Raw genomic sequence first — 16,690 nt, 5'->3', positions numbered from 1 at the left:
TAAATTTGGGCGGTCGATTAGGCGAGACAGGGATACGAGCAGATGACGTGGCAAGAGGATAAACCTGGCGCCCTGCGGGCGGTTCAGGCCGCCATGGTCATTCAGAACGGTGCCAAACCGCCTTCCATCAGGAATACCAATCGTTTCAGGTTGTCGCTCGCCGACTTGAGGTGCAAGGCGAAGGTGACGCGCACGATGTCCAAGCAACGCACCAGCTTGCCGCCCATTTCGCAGCGCGCCATGTAGCAGTGCAGCTGCAATTGCCGCTGGAGCTGTTCAAAGATCTGATTGCTCACGCCGGCTTGGGCCAAGCGGTCATGGAACAGCCAGATCGTTTTGGCGTCGGGGATACTGCTGCTTTCGGTTAGATCAAGAAATTGCAGGAAGCTGCGGCGGTCGAGCAATTGATATTCCAGCGCGTCGTCGGCCAAGTTGTAGAGTTGTTGCAGCACCAGTATCTTGACCGTCAGCGCCGTCTCGAAGTCCACATGTTTGTTCAAGCCGACCAGCGGATCGCCGATCTTTGTACGACGATGCTCGCGTTCATGTTCGGCAAACAGGCTGATCCGGGGTTTCATCATCGCGTGTACTCGCTGGAGCTTGGGGATACCGAAGTTTTACCGGCTCAGACCCAGCGGGTGACAGGTTTTTAGAGGTCACATGAAGGAAGCCGAGCTCGTGGCGTTTTAACGCCCGAAGTCCGTTTTGGCTGCCGAAAACGGCAGATTCGGCTCGTAAAATAACTACCAAATCAGTTTCGCTGGTGCCGCCGCCTTTTGGGGCGCTATATTTTCAATGTTTGGTCAAAATCATCGGCAATGTGAGGTACCCTCATGTCGAAATAGTGATAATGTATCGTTGAACGCATTTTAGACTCGGTACGCTTTTACTCGGACATAGCGAGCATTGATCTGTAGCTTCTCATTAGATAATCGTAGACAAGTACCTCATGCTCTCTCCCCTGCTCTGGGAATAAACGGTTGCATAACATGTGGACATGATTCGACACTATTGATAACTCGTCTGGTGTAGCATGTTTGGTGGGCACAATCAGTGCAGCGGCTCGGCGGCGTTTAGTCGAGGATGCATCGAGTAAGAAATGCAATTCTTTCGACCAAGTTGGTGCCTCATTTGATCGCCCCAAAGCCTTTAGTAGCCAGCGCGCGTGTTGTCGGTGTTCTGCACCTAAGCGAATAGCTTGTTCCTTAGTAACAGAAAATTCATGTTTAAATGCATTCGACAAACTGGTCATTATTGCAAACTTGGTTTGCAGACATAAACCAAAATCAGTTAACAAGGCATTAATCGATAACATTGCCATTGCCCAACGTGTTGGCCGCGCCCCACTAAACGTTGGACCGGTTAGCATGGCGCAGATCAATTCGCTATCGATGCAAAATAGACTCTCACTGGCGCTGATACCACTATTTCCACCATAACGGATGATTTCTCGCTCATAGGGACATAATTCGTACCTGCTAATAATTTTACTCAGCTGCATGCGCTCAGCAAGAATGATAATTTCAGATATAACTTGGTCGTGACGATCGGCGGCTGGGAATATTCGCAAGCGAAGATGCCAATCTGGATCACTGTAGCGAATGAAAAACCACTGATTAATCAATCCGGTGTGCTGCTTTCCGGTTAGCCATTCAAGCATTAATGTAAGGAGCTCGCTATCGATTGCTTCAGCACCGCCATAAAACTTAATATAGACCACTTCAGAAATCGGCACTTTAATCAAGTCTCTTTGAAAGAAAGGAGTTTGTAATTTGAAAGTTTCTCGATTTTCGGCATTGTGTACAGGCACAACAATCTCATGACGCCAACTTAAATTGCCATCCTCCAATCCATCCGCATCAAAATCTTCCAATACCTCCGAAAAATTCAGTTCTCTGCCTTTTTTTGCGTAGCGTAATAATTGCTCAAAGTCAATTTCATCCTCCAGATCTAGAACTAATGTGTTGTCTTGATCTTCTAATTCGATCCGACTCGGAATCTTACTCGTCAAAAGAACGTCCCGTAGGCATTGACGCTGTTCTTGGTCTGTCAAATGGACGAGAGCTTCAAACGATGCGGATTTCACTCGCCAACGGGCTGGTACCAATACTAATTCTTCGAAAACCAATCGTGGTCGATAGGCAAATGACTGGAACATCGGTCCCCAACCAAATTTAGGAGCCCGCACCCCGTGATTCTGCAAGGCAGATAGGAATTTGTAGGCGGGGAGATTAGGCTCTAGATTCGCATTGTGGGCCGTTGTTAGGTGCGGAATTACTCGCTTTCCGAAACGGCGGGACCAAAGCTGTATACTCTTACCATTAACGGATAGCATTAAGTCAGATATATTAATGTCATATTCACCGGCGACTACCGACGGATCAACCAAATTGATACGATATGTCCAGATCCGAGGGCGAGTCAGGACGTTTGCTTGACGAGCTGCAGGAAGATATGAAACTTCGGCATGAATCACGTGCGCACCACTCTCAGTTTCTACCATTTTGGCATAATCACGCGAGGCTTGGTGTAAACCATCGTCCCCATAACAGAAGCGTGACATCCAATTCATTGGCCCACCGGTAACTATTCCAGCGAGCGCAGTAGTACGTTCACGATTTCCAGCTGCATTTCGCATCATGGGAAAAGACAATGATAATTGCATACCGGACGGCTCAATACCGCGCCGTTCCATAGCGAGATGGAGCATATCTTTACGTGTGAATTTTATTTCACGTCCGATTAATATATTAGGATCCTTCTGAATTAGAATCAGTAAAAATTGATCAAAAGATGTTGTAACTACATTGGAATTAGTGGGGATTTTTCTTTTGATTCCTACCTTATGAAGAAGGTTATTGGGAAGCGCATTGCGTTGGTATCCAATTCCAGCCTCATTGTCTAGAGCCTCCATCAATGGAATGGTACCACTTCCATATTGCTTGGTAAACTCATCGCAAAATGCATCTAATGTTTCGATGCGATAGTTAAAATAATTACTGAGATAATTTATGGCCTCTACGGCTACGCTCACAGAATTAGAATTAATTGAAAAATTATCGCTCTTCCGAAAAGCATCAACTTGAATAGCCATTCTCTTGGGATCAGATCCAGTCAATTCTCGTATCTGCTTGTCTAATCTGGCATAATATAATAAAGGATTTTCAGATCCAATATTCTTTAGTTGTGCATCAATTTCTCGTAAGCGTTCACTGTAAATCTCATGTGCAGTGCACTCATTCAGGATAGAAGCTAAGTTCAGGGTTGGATCCATATTCAATGGATCGAGCGAAACATTGGAAATTAATACTTTTGCCTCGATCAAATCTTTAATCAAACTATGCAAGTCAATCTCTTCCACCATATTAATTTCCGCGCACAGATCTTTTATCTGGAGCACGGTTAAGACTTTTCGATCAATTCGGGCGATCAGACTCTCAATCACAGGATGATGATTGATTTCCGAAAGTTCATAATGACGATCTAGATTAGAACGAATCTTCCAGTCGGTAAAGCGATAACGATCTCCAATTCGGTATAGCGATGCGTTAACAGCATAGCGAGTAGCTGGATCCGGTTCGTTATTAATTCTTTCGCAAAGTGCGTTCAATGCCTCACCATCGATTCGGATTGCTCGTTCGATTGATGCATCTTCGGAAACTTTATCCAGAGTCCATGCTTGATTAGCTTTAAGATGAGCATAGCTTACAGTGGAGAACATACCGAAAGGGGTACTACGAAAACACATCCTGTTAAAATAGCGTTCGAATGAAGTAAGCATCTTACGATCATCCTTACTGCGTATGATCCAGTCCCATTCGGTTAAACGCTTATGAAATCCGATGCTTGCGATGTGAATCGCCTCAGATATATTCGACCGATGGAAAAGCACGTGTCCGCTGTCCGCGCGGCGTTGCCATGCCAGCTCTCGATTTCCGCAGGTCCATGCGCTATTAGCATGTTTAGCCCAGTCGTGAATCGGTAGCGTAGGCATTCTTATAAATGCGAAACCCATGTGCCGCAAGTTAGAAGTTTGTTTCGTCATAACGGATATATTTTAAGCAGGGGTAAGGAGGCAAAGGTTCCAAGGCCTCCCGGGATGGCGATCTTGTACAACCGATTCAACTAAAGCTAAAAGGCTGCCAGTCCATCCTTCCAGCAGGCAATGAGATGGAATTCCATTCAATGCATTAACTGCTTGAGTAAGCTCGTTTTCCAGTCGAGTTGCTAATACTTCGACATCTGGGCAATGCCATCCTTGTGCTAACAAGCCGCGCAGAATGTGTAATACTCCTGCGCTTCCGTGGCACAGTCCGGTCGTATTAAGTTGAAATGAAACTTCCGGCTGCGCCAACCTACTTTCAACCAATCTACGCCACCATTTCTGTTGCGTCCGATCAGAATATTCCTCGTCGGACACTGCTAGCATCGCCGCAACCCCAAGATCACCATAGCACCAAGCAAGACGAGTCCCCCGAGGATTGAAAGGAGGATCACTCACACTTATCATTGACTGAAAATTGGAATATCTCAATCCGGATTCCTCTTTCTTTTGCAGCCAACTTATGCTGTCCGTGAGGATTTCAGATGTCTCTGGAGTAGCTAAACCTAGGCGCTTGGCATGAGACAGCAATCCAATTATTCCTGGTATGCCGTGGGCAACGCCCAAGTCATAACGTTCGCGCCGTCGCTCTTCGATATTACCAATATATATATATGGAGCGCGGGTCCGCCAAGTGCAACTCAAATTAACACGTTCCGCACATTGGAGCAGCGAATTCTCCACGGCCGAAAATATATGAGTGGCTGCGGCGGGGTCAGTTCGCATAAGCGCGTACGCGCCAATACCGCATATTCCGCTTATTAAATCAAAATGTTTATCAGTCGCACTCTGACGTAGAAAATTGATCAGAGTTGTATCGGTTTCAAAGACAAGCTCAGCTATTGCGTCGCTCTTATCTCCAAGTAGTTCTGAACTAACCGAGCGCGCATATTCCAATGCGTAGAGAACGCCAGTCAAACCGGTCCATAGACCAATTTGCATTGGACAGCGAACCAAACCATCTACAATTGCGAAGGTAAGTTGGCGCGCACGTTCTACGCGTAAGTCACTTGGGAAAATTTGATACAGTCGCGCCTGCATAACTAGCAATGAGGCGAAACCATTAGTCAGTAGAATATTGTCAGGGGCGCGAAAAGCTGCGTCCATCAAACGATCTTCCATGGCCTCCAAATCAAAATTAAAAATCGAAGAAGAGGGATGTGTTTGCCTATCCATATTTTATAAAAATTACTAGAAAATAATTTTAAGTGTTCATAAAACCGCAGAAAAAGTCCTCAATAGCCTCGTAATTGGATAACTCACGATGGATTATAATTTTGTTCTTTTATAGTTTAGTTTTTTGGATTTAGATTTCCAAATCCAATAGATTAAAATATTTATTTTTTGCAATAAGTCATTTTCAATTTTTGCGTATTTCAACAATCGCCGTCTCTAAAACCTCATCCAAACCAGCCCGAATTCCGTGAATTGTCGGTATAACTTCTATGTCTGGAACGATGCCTATCCGTTGAGTCGGTCGTTTATCAGGATAGAAAACTCCTATACCACTAATTTTTGAAGTCAAACCGCCTGGTAATGGGATTAGTGACACATTTCCATCGGCTCCAGCTGTAGTACTACCGATCACTTTTGCGCGAACTCCTGTGCGTAATGCCATTGCTGTATATTCCGCCTGACTTTGAGAAGTCTCATCAAGAAGTATCATGACCTTTCCTTCATATTGCTGCGGATGCGGATCAATTTTTAGCAAAGGTCCCCAGTGAAAGGAACCTGGATTGCTAAGATCTCCAACAGTGAACCGAACAAATTCGGTCGGCTTATCAACAAAATGTTTACCAAGCGCAAATGGGACAAAATCGGAAGGATAATTTCGAATGTCAATAATCATTCCTTTGGTCCCTGCAGCCATCTTCAAGTAACCATCGATATCGGCCTGCCTAATAGATGAAAGTTTTATGTAGGCGATGTCGTCGAAAAGAAGTTGAAATGTAGCACCCGCTCTATCATGAGTGGTACGACTTCTTAATATGGTAGTTGAAACACGATTCACAAGAATTTCTTTTGAGCCGCTCTTACGTTGAAATTTGACTTTAGTTAATCCGCAATTTCCCACACTAAGGCCCCTGGCAATATCGCGCAGTCGTGTTGCTTCGTTAGAGGCTGCGTAATAAGGACGCCAAGTTCGGACCAGGTTATCGACAGAATTACCATCTATCGCTTCAATAATATCTCCAACTTGAAGGCCACTCTCTTTGCCAATCTCATTGTTCGCATAATCGGTTACGAGAGCGCGTCCTTCAATAAAACGAGTAATAATAGGAAGACTGCAAAATCCAACCGGCGGACGTAAACTAAGTGAGCCCCATAAATTAGCGTGCGTATCGTTGATACGTGCGATAACGGCCATCAATTCCAATTGATAGGTCGCACGCTCCTTTGCTAATCCGACCTTTACTATGGATTCCCGAAGAACGCCATCCCAGTCTTCTCCTATTTGATCTCGGTAAGGCGCCCAATATTCCACTATATTCCAGAATCGAAAAAGCGCGAGGAGCTGAAAACCAGAATCTGGAAATAGTATGTTATTGTAATCAAGCTCATGGATAAATTTTGGGTTACCAATACCCGGCGTCTGGGCAACATAAAATTGCTCTGCGGCTGCACTACGGTTTAAATAAATTTCTACCAAATCGCTCTTAAGGGAGGCATTCAATGAAGAAGATGGACCGTTTATCCATTGAAGTCTTGGTTGCAATTGTATATCGGCAATTTTCAAACTAGCGCAAGATTGGCATTTTGTTACTGCACCAATATTAACGATCCACATATGTAAAATGGCATTTGCGGCGTCACGATCGGGCGCAGCCAAAATTTTCGGCATCACGCGAAACAGAGCATAGTCCCAATGCAGTTGGCCAGTGGTTATTATCGGATGGTGATACTTGACGAATCCCCAAACTTTACTGAGCAGAACGAGATTTTCGATTTGATTTTCCGTTAGGTGCTCTAACATAATGTGTGATCCATTGTTAAATTCAGCATCACTATCCAGTATGTTTTTTTTATCATTTTTAGAAAATGCAAATCCATGCAGGAAAAAGCACAAAATTAAAATTAAATGTAATGTTTTTTTTGTCATCTGCATGCACCAAAAAATTCATTTCGTAAAAGCTGAACTCCGAATGGGCCGGAGATTAATTTTTGAAAGGAGAGAAAAAAACAATAAATTTTTTTAATAATTTTTATTTTACATTTTTCATTGAAAAACCTTTTCACACAACGATTATATGCCATTACAGTGCTACAGAAGACAAATATCATTTCTTCAAAATTTTTTCCGTATAACATCCGGAATCCGATGATATATACTCGATCAAACAAACTAAAAATATCCCTAACTATATATATCCTACGATCTCTATTTTTAAATGGAAAATTAAAACCACGGCAAGCGCCGCATAGCTATTTTTTAAAAACTGGGACATCATAAGTTTTATTCATAAATATAGATAGAGGCCACATTTCCATGCGCCCCCTATTTTGGGAAACGATTATAGTGAGAGATCACACTGGTCGGTCCACATATGGCCTGGATTAATTGGATCGTCGCAGATACAAGACGTATAGCTATTGGTATACCCGAGGCTTACACCGCCGTCTAAGGAAGAATTTAAACCGCCGGTTAAGGAAGATTTTCCACCCGAAATAGCTTTAATTTCATCAGACGTTAGTGCACGTAGAGTTTTTTTGTTCAACTCGATTTTTTTCGACATAAGATTTTCCCAAAAATTGATTGAAATATTTTTCATTCATGCCTTTAAAATTTTAGGCAAAAAAATAACATCATAAAAAAAATAAAAATTAATTTCTATTTAGCTTTTAACTATTTAACAGCTATTTAATTTTCTAACTACGAAAATTTTACTCACCTTCACGAAATAAATCCATCATGGCGGCTCAATAAATTTACCGTCTTGCAACTGCTTCGTACATAGGACTAGTCTTAAAAATTGACTGTTCAGCAGCTTGTCGCTCGGCGCCTTGAGGTGCAAGGCGAAGGTGACGCGCACGATATCCAGGCAACGCACCAGCTTGCCGCCCATTTGCGCCAGCGCGCCAAACACGTGTTCGACGCGGGCGCGCGGTGTGGCTTCCAGCCTAGCGGCATGGTGCCCTCCTTCACAGCGTTGAGAACACCGGGAAAGTACCGGTAGGTTCATATTTCTGATGATGGATAAGTCGCTGAAACAATGTGATGAATGTGCTAATCATTTTGTTTTCCTAGCGACACCACGCACCAAATATTCAAATGCCAAATTGATCGGCCGCGCTTTTTCTCGAATTGAAGCGATGCGTCGCCCTTCTGCAGCCAGGATGGATAGCAGGATTCTTTTACTGCAAAACGCCGGTCAAAAAAATCTTGACGGATGGCAGTACGGTCCACATTCAGCGCCAAATGCACATGCGATACGCGGACATCACGGCAGAGAGCACCGAATGCAGCATGATGGGGGCAGTGATACACGCGCTGAGCGTGGACATTGCTCAATGGCGACTTACACCGGCTAACGGCGTGTTTCTTATGAGTACAGAGTAAGCGTAGCGCGTCACGCTCAATGCGAGCCCCACGGCCGCGCTACGTTTTTGTCAGGCGTTCAGCTATCCTTCGACGGCGCGTACACGCGGATGCTCAGGCGCCCGCCATTCTTGCCTTCGAAGTCGAGCAGCTGGGCAATCACGCGGGCCGTCAGCACGTGTTCGGCCGCCAGCAGCATCAGGCCATCGCGGCTGATCAGGTCGCGCGACAGCACCATGCCCGGCTCCAGCTGGCCCGACAGCACCGTCAGGTCGCGCGCCGGCGGCTCCGTCTCTTCCATGATGCCGCGGAAAGCGGCCACCACGGCCGGGTCGTAGCGCTTGCCGACGCTGTCGTAGATCAGGGTGCGGGCCTCGTCGGCGCGCAGGCTGCGCTGCACCATGGCGCCGATCTGCAAGCCGTCGTAGTCGGACGCCAGCGCCAGGATGCGCGCGCCCATGGGAATGGCCAGGCCCACCAGGCCATCCGGGAAGCCGCCGCCGTCGAAGCGCTCGAGCTGCGAGCGCAGGATCACGGAGACGGCCCGCAGCTCGTCGAGCGCCATCAGCAATTGTTCGGCGCGCAGCGGATGCTTGCGGAAGGCGGCCAGTTGCTCGCCATTCCAGGCGCTGGCCGGCAGTTCCAGCACGTCGTCGCTCAAGCTGAGCTTGCCAATATCCTTGAGCAGGGCCGCGATGAACACGTCGCGCGCCTCCTGCCCTTCCAGGCCCAGCGCCTGCGCCAGCTTGCGCGACAGCTCGGCCACCCGCCGCGCATGGCCGGCCAGCTTGCCGCCACGCATTTCGATCAGGTTGGAAAACACCTTGATGGTCGTCACGAACGTGGCTTTCAGGCGCTCATTGGCCGCCTGCACTTCGTCGTGCGACTGCTTCAGCTGCTGCGTGCGCGTGGCCACCTTCGCTTCCAGGCTGGCATTGAGCGCCTGCAGCTCCACGTTCTGGCTGGCCGTCAACGCTTCGAGGCGCAGTTTTTCCTGCTCCAGCGCGCGCCGTTCCAGCGCGTGGCGCACCACCAGCACGATATCGTTCTCGTCCCACGGCTTGGTCACGTAGCGGTAGATCTCGCCCTGGTTGATGGCGTCGAGGATGGACTGGATGTCGGCATAGCCGGTCAGCAGCAAGCGGATGGTGCCGGGCCAGCGCTGGCGCACCTGGGCCAGGAACTGCGCGCCGTCCATCTGCGGCATGCGCATGTCGGAAATGACCAGGTCCACCGTCTCGCTCTCGAGCAGGGCCAAGCCGGCCGCGCCGCCATCGGCCGTCAGCACGCGGTAGCCGTGCGGGCGGAACAGCCGCCGCAGCGACGACAGGATATTCGGCTCGTCATCGACGCACAGGATGGTGGGCGGCGCGGTGCTGGTGCTCGTATGCATGCTGTCCTGTTCGGTCATGGTGCGACGGCCTGCGCCTGGCGCACGGGCAAGGTGATGCGAAAGGTGGTGCCGCTGCCGATGACGCTGCGCACGTCGATGCGGCCATGGTGTTTCTGCACCGTCGTGTAGGCCAGCGACAGGCCCAGCCCCGTGCCCTTGCCGACGGCCTTGGTGGTAAAGAAGGGGTCGAAGATGCGCGACAGGTGCTCGGGCGCGATGCCGCCGCCCGTATCCTCGACCTCGATCCACACTTCCGTCGCGTTGTCGCTGCCCGTGCGCAGGGTGATGCGTCCGTGCGCCTCGCCCATGGCGTGGGCCGCGTTGACGACCAGGTTCATGATCACCTGGTTCAGCTCGGAAGGCTGGCATTCGATGTCGGGAATGTCGCCATATTCGCGCACCACGTCGGCCTTGTACTTGACCTCGTTATTCACGATATTGAGCGTGGTATTGATGCCCTGGCGCAGGTCGGCCCAGACCCACTCCTGGTGCGCATCCGTGCGCGAAAAATCCTTCAGGTCCTGCACGATGCGGCGCACGCGCGAAATGCCCTCCTTCGACTCGCCCATCAGCATGGGGATGTCGGTGCGCAGGAAGTCCAGGTCGATCTGTTCGCGCAGCGCCCGCAGGCGCGCCGCCACCACGGGGTCGGCGACGGCCGGCTCGGCTTCCTCATAGGCGTCGAGCATGCTGAACAGGTCGTCCAGGTAACCTTCCAGGGTGCCGACATTGGAAAACACATAGCCGATGGGATTGTTGATCTCGTGCGCCACGCCGGCGGCCAGCTGGCCGATCGAGGCCAGTTTTTCCGACTGCAGCAGCTTTTGCTGGGCCAGCGACAGCTTGCTGTTCAATTCCGTCAGGGCCAGGTTACGCTCGCGCAATTCCAGATCGGCGATCTGGCGCTGGCGGATATCGTCGGCCAGGCGTTCGTTCATCTCCGCCAGCTGGGCCGTGCGCTCGGCCACCAGATGTTCCAGGTTGTCGTGCGCCTTGCGCAGCGCCAGTTCCGCCAGGCGCCGTTCGCTCACATCGCGCAGGGTTTCGATGGCGCCCACCAGGCGTCCCTGGCGATCGCGCAGGGGCGCCGCCGTGAAATGCAGCCAGTGGCCGTCGGGGCCGATATCGGCAAAGAAATCCTCGGCCTCGTAAGCGCCGGGGATCACGGAAGAGCGCTTGAGCTTGCCAAGGTAGCGGTCGTTTTCGCCCAGCGCGATATCGTCGGCCACCAGCAGGTCGGCCAGGCAGGCGCGCGGCTGCGGATAAAACGCCTTCCAGTGGTCGCGCGTGCCGACCATCTCGGCGGCCGCAAAGCCCAGCAACTGCTCGCAGGCGCTGTTCCAGTGCGTTACCACGTGATTCGTGTCGATGGCGAAAGTGGCCACGGGATGGCCGTCGAAAAATGCCGACAGCGCGATGGTGTCGCCCTGACGGCGTTCCGGCTTGGCCGGCAGCACCTGCCCTGCATCTGTTTCCATGGCCTCTATCCTGTTCATGCCAGCATGATCCGCGACATTTCATCGAAGGTGTGTTCCGTTTGCCCCAGCAGCGCCAGCCAGGCGGGCTCGTCCAGCGCGACGCTGCGCCAGCCCGTCGGCGACAGGGGCGGCACCAGCGCATCGTCGACGCCAGCCAGGTCGAGCGCCAGGGCGACGGCATTGGCCAGGTGCACGGCCAGCGGCAGGCCGCCCGCTTCCAGGCGGTCGATGGCGTGGTGGTCGGCCACCGCCTGCTGTATCGCCTCGGGAAACTTCCAGTAGGCGGCAAGGGCGCTGCCCACCTGTGCGTGATCGATGCCGATGACGGCCAGTTCCGCCTCGGCCATCTGGCAATCATGCGCCTGGCGGTAGCTGCGCACGAGCGCGTGTTCGGCCGGGAAGCGCGTCACCAGCACCAGGGTGCCCAGGTCGTGCAGCAGGCCGGCCGTGAACGCCGTTTCGGGATTGACGCGCAGGTGCGGCGCCAGCAGGCGCGCGGCAATGGCCGTGGCCAGCGAGTGGCGCCAGAAGGCCTGGAAATCGAAGCCGCCGGCCACCGGCGCGAAGCTGCCCGTCAGGGCGCACGCCGTGACGACGGTGCGGATGCTGTGAAAGCCCAGCACGGACACGGCTTGCGGAATACTGGTGACCTTCGATTGCATGCCGTAGAACGAGGAGTTGGCGATGCGCAGGGTCTTCGCCGCCAGGGCCTGGTCCAGCTCGATCTTTTGCGCCAGCACGTGCACGTCCGTGTCATCCTGGTCCATGCTCGACAGCAGTTCCAGCACCACCACCGGCAGCGAAGGCAGTTCCTGGATCTGGCGGATGATGTGTTCAAAACTGAGCCGTGTCATGCCGCGCCCCCTTGCCGGTAGCGCTGCAGCAGCGCCAGCAGTTCGGCCCCGGCGGAATCGGGCGGCGTGGCGCGGAACAGCACGGCCAGCCGTTCCAGGCGGCGCAAGCGTTCCTGCTCGGCATGCGCCTGCGCGGCGGGGTCGACCGCCTCGTCCATGACGACGCGGCAGCGCTCCACATTGCGCCGGCGCAGAGCCGTCAGGTTCGCCGCCGTCAGAGTGGCGCCCTGGGCCAGCAGCACGGCGCCGCTGGCGTCGTTCAAGGCCTGCGCCAGCACCATGCCTTCCTGCGCCTGCTCCATCGAAATCTCGCGTCCGCTTTCACTCATGTATCTGCTCCATGACGACTCAGGGTGACGAGGCTGCCGCGCGAGCGCGAATGCAGGCCCATCGGATGGACGGCCACGGCGTACGGCTGGCCATCGATGGCGGCCAGACGGGGGGCGCCCTGCCCGTCGAACAATTGCGGCAAGACGATCGCCGCCTCGTTGCCCAGCAGGGCCGCGCCCCGTTCGAACAGGTTGGCCGCCGCCGCGTTGATAAAGGCGATCATGCCGTCCTCATCAAGCCCGATCACGGGCAGCGGCAGAAATTGCAGCAATTCACGCGCGATGCCCAGGCTGACTTCATCGCGGCTGATCTGGTGCTGCTGCTGGCGCACCAGCGCCTGCATGGCGGCATTGGCGGCCGCCAGCGCCTGGTTGGCGTCGCGCAGCTGCGCATTGAGACGCACATTGTCGTCATCGATGCCTTTCAGGCGAAAGGCTTCGGCGATATGCTCGCGCAGCTGGTGGTCTTCCCAGGGCTTGGTGAGGAATTTGAAAATGGCGCCCTCGTTGACGGCGTCCGTGACGGCCTGCAATTCGGTATAGCCCGACAGCATGATGCGGATGGTTTGCGGGCGCAGCAGCTTGGCCTTGCGCAGGAAGTCGGCGCCCAGCATGCCGGGCATGCGCTGGTCCGAGACGATCACGTCGACGGCATGGCTGGCCAGCACGTCCAGCCCTTCCTGGCCGCCGTTGGCCGTCAGGATATGGTAGCCGTCGCGCCGCAGCAGGCGCTTGAGGGAAGCGAGGATATTCGGTTCGTCATCGACCAGCAGCAAGGTGCGCGGCGCCGCCGCAGGCACCGCCGTCCCTGGCATGTCATGCTCGTCGTGCACATCCATCGGACCATCCTCTCATCGCCGCAGCGATATCGGAGCTTGCCTGGAGGGAGAATTTGCCGCGCGAGACCATCTTGCGCGGCAGCCAGCTTGCGCTGAAATTATACGACTAAATATTCCCGTATAACACTAATCCGGCACTTATCCGCCACTTATCCGCGCTGTACAGGACAAGGCGTGTCGCGGTAAAACACAAAGCCGCCCAGGCCGATGGCTTGCGTGTCGGCCTTCACGGCGTAGACCAGCGTATTTTTGGCGGCCTCGACCCTCAGCAGGTTCTTGTGCAGCACCGTTTGCGCATGCGACAGTTCCAGCGACGGCGTCGGCGCCAGTTGCAAACGCAGCTCGGACGTGGCCGCATCGTAGGCCCAGCGGCCCGGATTGAAAAAGGCAAAGCCGCCGTCGAAACGCAGGCTGCCATCCTTGAACTGGGTCAGGCAAATGCCGGGAAATTCGCTGGGCGGGTTGTACCAGGTGGCGGCCACGGCGGCGTCGGCCGGCGTCTTGCCCGGCATCTGCATGCCGGTGCTGTCATTTTTTCCGCCCATGCCGGCGCAACCGGCCAGCGCCAGCGCGCAAGCCAGAGCGCCCGCGCGCGTGATGAAGGTCATGTGCATTGCCGTCCCCTTGCTTTATAGAAACATCATCTTAAAGCGGGACGGCCAGCCGTTCAAGCGGCTAGCGCACATAAGGGGGATTTAATTGCCCTCGGCCGCCTTCGCAGCCGCTTCGCGCAATTTGTCCTTCTTGCTCTTGCGCGCGCCCTTCACGCCGCCATTCACCGTATCGGTGACGGGATGCACGGGCGCGGGCAATTCCGTCGGCTCGAAACCGGCCACCACTTCGCGCACGATGCGCAAGTCGTTGCGGTTCTCGATCAGGCGGAAATGCGCTTCCGTGTCGGCCGTCACGAAACTGATGGCCGTGCCGCTTTCGCCGGCGCGGCCCGTGCGGCCGATGCGGTGCGTGTAGTCGACGGCCGAGCGGGGCAAGTCATAGTTGACGACGGCCGGCAAGCCGGCGATGTCGATGCCGCGCGCGGCCACGTCGGTGGCCACCAGCACCTGCAAGCGGCAGGCCTTGAAGTCGGCCAGCAGCTGGCTGCGCGTACCCTGGCTGAATTCGCCATGGAAGGCGCCCACGTGCAAGCCGGCGCGCTGCAGCTTGTCGGCCACGTGTTCGGCCGCGTACTTGGTGGCGACGAACACCAGCACGCGCTCCCACTGCTGCTGCAGGATCAGGTAGCGCAGCAGCTGCGTGCGGCGCGGCACGTCGACCGTGATGGCGCGCTGCACGATGTCGGGTTTGTCCTGCGCTTCGGACGCCACTTCGATGCGCACGGGTTCCTTGAGCAGGCTGTCGGCCAGCGCCTGCACGCTGTCGGGGAAGGTGGCGGAGAAGAACAGGTTTTGCCGCTTGCCCGGCAGCAGCGCCAGGATGGCGTTGATTTCCTCGCTAAAACCCATGTCGAGCAAACGGTCGGCCTCGTCGAGCACGCACAGCGACACGCCGCCCAGTTTCACGGCGTTCTGGCGCACCAGGTCCAGCAAACGGCCCGGCGTGGCGACGACGATGTCGGCGCCGCCGCGCAAGTCCATCATCTGCGGATTGATCGACACGCCGCCGAACAGCACGGAAATCTTCAGTTTGATCGGCAGCGGCTTGGCCAGCGCGTGCACGGTCTGCCCCACCTGCGCCGCCAGCTCGCGCGTGGGCACGAGGATCAGCGCGCGCACCTGGCGCGGGCCGGAAACGGGCGCCATCAGCGCCTGCAGCAGCGGCAGCGCGTAGGCTGCCGTCTTGCCGGACCCCGTCTGGGCCGCGCCCAGCACGTCGCTGCCGCGCAGGATGGCGGGAATGGCGGCTGCCTGGATGGCCGTCGGCGCGGCATAGCCGGCCTTGTCGACGGCACGGACCAGGGCGGGAATCAGACCCAGTGAGGAAAATGGCATAGCGGGCCTTCTTTATTCGTAAAGTGAGACCGGCCGCGAAAGGCGGCCGGTCGGAATTGCGACAGTATAAGGCAGACGGCTACTGACGTGGCATTTGCAGCTTCGAAAAGCCCGCTTCGTCATAGCCGGGCATGGCGCGGCGGATGGCGTGCGAAAAATCCGGATCGTCGTTGGCCGCACGCGCGCGCGCCGTGACGTGGCCGCCATCGCGCAGCTGCTGGAAGCTCAGGCCGGGCACCAGGCCCTTGACGTCGAACAGGTAGCGGTCCAGGTAGCCCGAGGCCATCAGCCGGTAGTCGAGCGGCAGGCCAGGCACGATGCGGCGCACCATCTCGAAGACGATGGTGGTGCAGTTGGCCGTCAGGGTGTTGTAGAACCGCGGCTGGTTCTTCAGCGCTTGCGCCTCGTCCAGGTAGGCGAGGAACAGCGAGCGCATGGCAGCTTTCGGCATCATGACGCGGTACAGATGCATGTCCTCGCCGCGCGCATTCGTGCGCACGCGCAGGATGTCGCGCTCGTCGGCGGCGATCAGGCTCATCTCGAAATGCTTGAAGAAACCCCCGATGGCGGAAAAGCTCTCGCCCTTCTCCTTGCGGATCTCGATGGAAAACGTCAAAAAACGCCCGTCCGCAAAGCCGAACGAGATCAGCGTGTGCGCGATGTGGGGCCCCGTCCAGTACGACAGCGCCGTGTCCACCGTGCGCAGTTCGTCGAGGTCGTAGCTGCGCTGCTCCCACTTGACCGTGTAGTCGTCATCGCTGCGCCAGTCGAAATTGCGCACATTGTCCAGGGTGACGAGATTGCCAGCCACCTTGCCGGTGACATTGCGCGCCACGTCGTCGGCCCACACGCGCTGCTGTTTCGGCGTGATGAAACTCCACCATACGAGCAGCAGGATAAATCCGGCCGCATACGGCAGCAGCACGCGCGCGTCGCCGCGCATCCACCACAGCGCGATGCTGGCCACGCCCAGCGCACCCCACAGCAGCGCGCCGATGCCTTGCGCGGCCGTGCCGCCGGACAGCTGGTACCACAGCGCCAGCGCGCCCCACAGTGCAGTCAACAGGAGAATCAGGGAAACGGCCATTTTGCCGAAGGTGCCCAGCACGGAGCGGGCACGATGTGATAAGAAAGTCATGCCCTGATTATAAGGGCAAGCTCAGGAACAGGTGAGTTCAGACAGGTTTCGATGCAACAGGCTGCAACAGC

Annotated in this window: 14 protein-coding genes; 1 reads left to right on the top strand and 13 read right to left on the bottom strand. The window is 54.5% G+C overall.

The genetic code is table 11. The features are described from left to right. Positions 1–101: 101 nt before the first annotated feature. The 5 genes from ACPJXG_RS09145 to ACPJXG_RS09125 form a co-directional block, all read right to left on the bottom strand. On the bottom strand, positions 102–581 hold the full coding sequence (locus ACPJXG_RS09145; RefSeq protein ID WP_425254024.1) for a transposase: 480 nt from the start codon (positions 579–581) through the stop codon (positions 102–104). A gap of 305 nt (positions 582–886) precedes the next feature. Further along, positions 887–4,045, bottom strand: coding sequence for a lantibiotic dehydratase (locus tag ACPJXG_RS09140; protein ID WP_425254023.1), 3,159 nt, complete (start codon positions 4,043–4,045; stop codon positions 887–889). Between the two features lie 12 nt (positions 4,046–4,057). Further along, positions 4,058–5,224 (bottom strand): lanthionine synthetase LanC family protein, encoded by a 1,167-nt coding sequence (locus ACPJXG_RS09135; RefSeq protein ID WP_425254022.1) that lies wholly within the window; start codon positions 5,222–5,224, stop codon positions 4,058–4,060. Positions 5,225–5,462: 238 nt separating this feature from the next. Beyond that, complete coding sequence (locus tag ACPJXG_RS09130; protein WP_425254021.1) at positions 5,463–7,208, bottom strand: S41 family peptidase; 1,746 nt, start codon at positions 7,206–7,208, stop codon at positions 5,463–5,465. Between the two features lie 802 nt (positions 7,209–8,010). After that, positions 8,011–8,283, bottom strand: a complete 273-nt coding sequence (locus tag ACPJXG_RS09125; RefSeq protein WP_425254020.1) for a hypothetical protein — start codon at positions 8,281–8,283, stop codon at positions 8,011–8,013. 7 nt (positions 8,284–8,290) lie between these two features. Between ACPJXG_RS09125 and ACPJXG_RS09120 the strand changes: the two genes are divergently transcribed. Then, a complete protein-coding gene (locus tag ACPJXG_RS09120; RefSeq protein WP_425254019.1) occupies positions 8,291–8,632 on the top strand; it encodes a hypothetical protein in 342 nt (113 codons plus the stop codon). A gap of 86 nt (positions 8,633–8,718) precedes the next feature. Here the strand turns inward: ACPJXG_RS09120 and ACPJXG_RS09115 are convergent, their stop codons facing one another. From ACPJXG_RS09115 to ACPJXG_RS09080, 8 genes are all read right to left on the bottom strand, one after another. Continuing rightward, positions 8,719–10,050, bottom strand: coding sequence for an HD domain-containing phosphohydrolase (locus ACPJXG_RS09115; RefSeq protein WP_425254018.1), 1,332 nt, complete (start codon positions 10,048–10,050; stop codon positions 8,719–8,721). Further along, a complete protein-coding gene (locus ACPJXG_RS09110; protein WP_425254017.1) occupies positions 10,047–11,510 on the bottom strand; it encodes an ATP-binding protein in 1,464 nt (487 codons plus the stop codon). The genes ACPJXG_RS09115 and ACPJXG_RS09110 overlap by 4 nt, the downstream gene beginning before the upstream one ends. 14 nt (positions 11,511–11,524) lie before the next feature. Continuing rightward, complete coding sequence (locus ACPJXG_RS09105) at positions 11,525–12,364, bottom strand: HDOD domain-containing protein (protein ID WP_425254016.1); 840 nt, start codon at positions 12,362–12,364, stop codon at positions 11,525–11,527. Then, a complete protein-coding gene (locus ACPJXG_RS09100; protein ID WP_425254015.1) occupies positions 12,361–12,693 on the bottom strand; it encodes a hypothetical protein in 333 nt (110 codons plus the stop codon). Before ACPJXG_RS09100 ends, ACPJXG_RS09105 begins: the two co-directional genes overlap by 4 nt. Next, positions 12,690–13,532: a response regulator gene (locus ACPJXG_RS09095; RefSeq protein WP_176389515.1), complete on the bottom strand. Its 843-nt coding sequence runs from the start codon at positions 13,530–13,532 to the stop codon at positions 12,690–12,692. The genes ACPJXG_RS09100 and ACPJXG_RS09095 overlap by 4 nt, the downstream gene beginning before the upstream one ends. A 149-nt stretch (positions 13,533–13,681) precedes the next feature. Continuing rightward, complete coding sequence (locus ACPJXG_RS09090; protein WP_099400460.1) at positions 13,682–14,146, bottom strand: hypothetical protein; 465 nt, start codon at positions 14,144–14,146, stop codon at positions 13,682–13,684. An 81-nt stretch (positions 14,147–14,227) separates the two neighbouring features. Beyond that, a complete protein-coding gene (locus ACPJXG_RS09085; RefSeq protein WP_425254014.1) occupies positions 14,228–15,481 on the bottom strand; it encodes a DEAD/DEAH box helicase in 1,254 nt (417 codons plus the stop codon). Positions 15,482–15,560: 79 nt separating this feature from the next. After that, the gene (locus tag ACPJXG_RS09080; RefSeq protein ID WP_425254013.1) at positions 15,561–16,619 is read right to left on the bottom strand and encodes a DUF4105 domain-containing protein; all 1,059 of its coding nucleotides are present in this window, start codon (positions 16,617–16,619) and stop codon (positions 15,561–15,563) included. Positions 16,620–16,690: the final 71 nt, after the last annotated feature.

It is taken from the genome of Janthinobacterium sp. NFX145 (assembly GCF_049810325.1).
In the GTDB taxonomy this organism is placed as follows: Bacteria; Pseudomonadota; Gammaproteobacteria; order Burkholderiales; family Burkholderiaceae_D; genus Janthinobacterium; species Janthinobacterium rivuli.
The sequence above is the reverse complement of the archived record's forward strand: the minus strand, read 5'-3'. Positions and strand labels throughout refer to the sequence as shown.

What these genes read in the sequence shown, in the direction of transcription:
- ACPJXG_RS09145 (WP_425254024.1), bottom strand. Translation starts at nt 581, where the DNA reads ATGATGAAACCCCGGATCAGCCTGTTTGCCGAACATGAACGCGAGCAT.
- ACPJXG_RS09140 (WP_425254023.1), bottom strand. Translation starts at nt 4,045, where the DNA reads ATGACGAAACAAACTTCTAACTTGCGGCACATGGGTTTCGCATTTATA.
- ACPJXG_RS09135 (WP_425254022.1), bottom strand. Translation starts at nt 5,224, where the DNA reads ATGGAAGATCGTTTGATGGACGCAGCTTTTCGCGCCCCTGACAATATT.
- ACPJXG_RS09130 (WP_425254021.1), bottom strand. Translation starts at nt 7,208, where the DNA reads ATGCAGATGACAAAAAAAACATTACATTTAATTTTAATTTTGTGCTTT.
- ACPJXG_RS09125 (WP_425254020.1), bottom strand. Translation starts at nt 8,283, where the DNA reads ATGAACCTACCGGTACTTTCCCGGTGTTCTCAACGCTGTGAAGGAGGG.
- ACPJXG_RS09120 (WP_425254019.1), top strand. Translation starts at nt 8,291, where the DNA reads ATGATGGATAAGTCGCTGAAACAATGTGATGAATGTGCTAATCATTTT.
- ACPJXG_RS09115 (WP_425254018.1), bottom strand. Translation starts at nt 10,050, where the DNA reads ATGACCGAACAGGACAGCATGCATACGAGCACCAGCACCGCGCCGCCC.
- ACPJXG_RS09110 (WP_425254017.1), bottom strand. Translation starts at nt 11,510, where the DNA reads ATGGAAACAGATGCAGGGCAGGTGCTGCCGGCCAAGCCGGAACGCCGT.
- ACPJXG_RS09105 (WP_425254016.1), bottom strand. Translation starts at nt 12,364, where the DNA reads ATGACACGGCTCAGTTTTGAACACATCATCCGCCAGATCCAGGAACTG.
- ACPJXG_RS09100 (WP_425254015.1), bottom strand. Translation starts at nt 12,693, where the DNA reads ATGAGTGAAAGCGGACGCGAGATTTCGATGGAGCAGGCGCAGGAAGGC.
- ACPJXG_RS09095 (WP_176389515.1), bottom strand. Translation starts at nt 13,532, where the DNA reads ATGGATGTGCACGACGAGCATGACATGCCAGGGACGGCGGTGCCTGCG.
- ACPJXG_RS09090 (WP_099400460.1), bottom strand. Translation starts at nt 14,146, where the DNA reads ATGCACATGACCTTCATCACGCGCGCGGGCGCTCTGGCTTGCGCGCTG.
- ACPJXG_RS09085 (WP_425254014.1), bottom strand. Translation starts at nt 15,481, where the DNA reads ATGCCATTTTCCTCACTGGGTCTGATTCCCGCCCTGGTCCGTGCCGTC.
- ACPJXG_RS09080 (WP_425254013.1), bottom strand. Translation starts at nt 16,619, where the DNA reads ATGACTTTCTTATCACATCGTGCCCGCTCCGTGCTGGGCACCTTCGGC.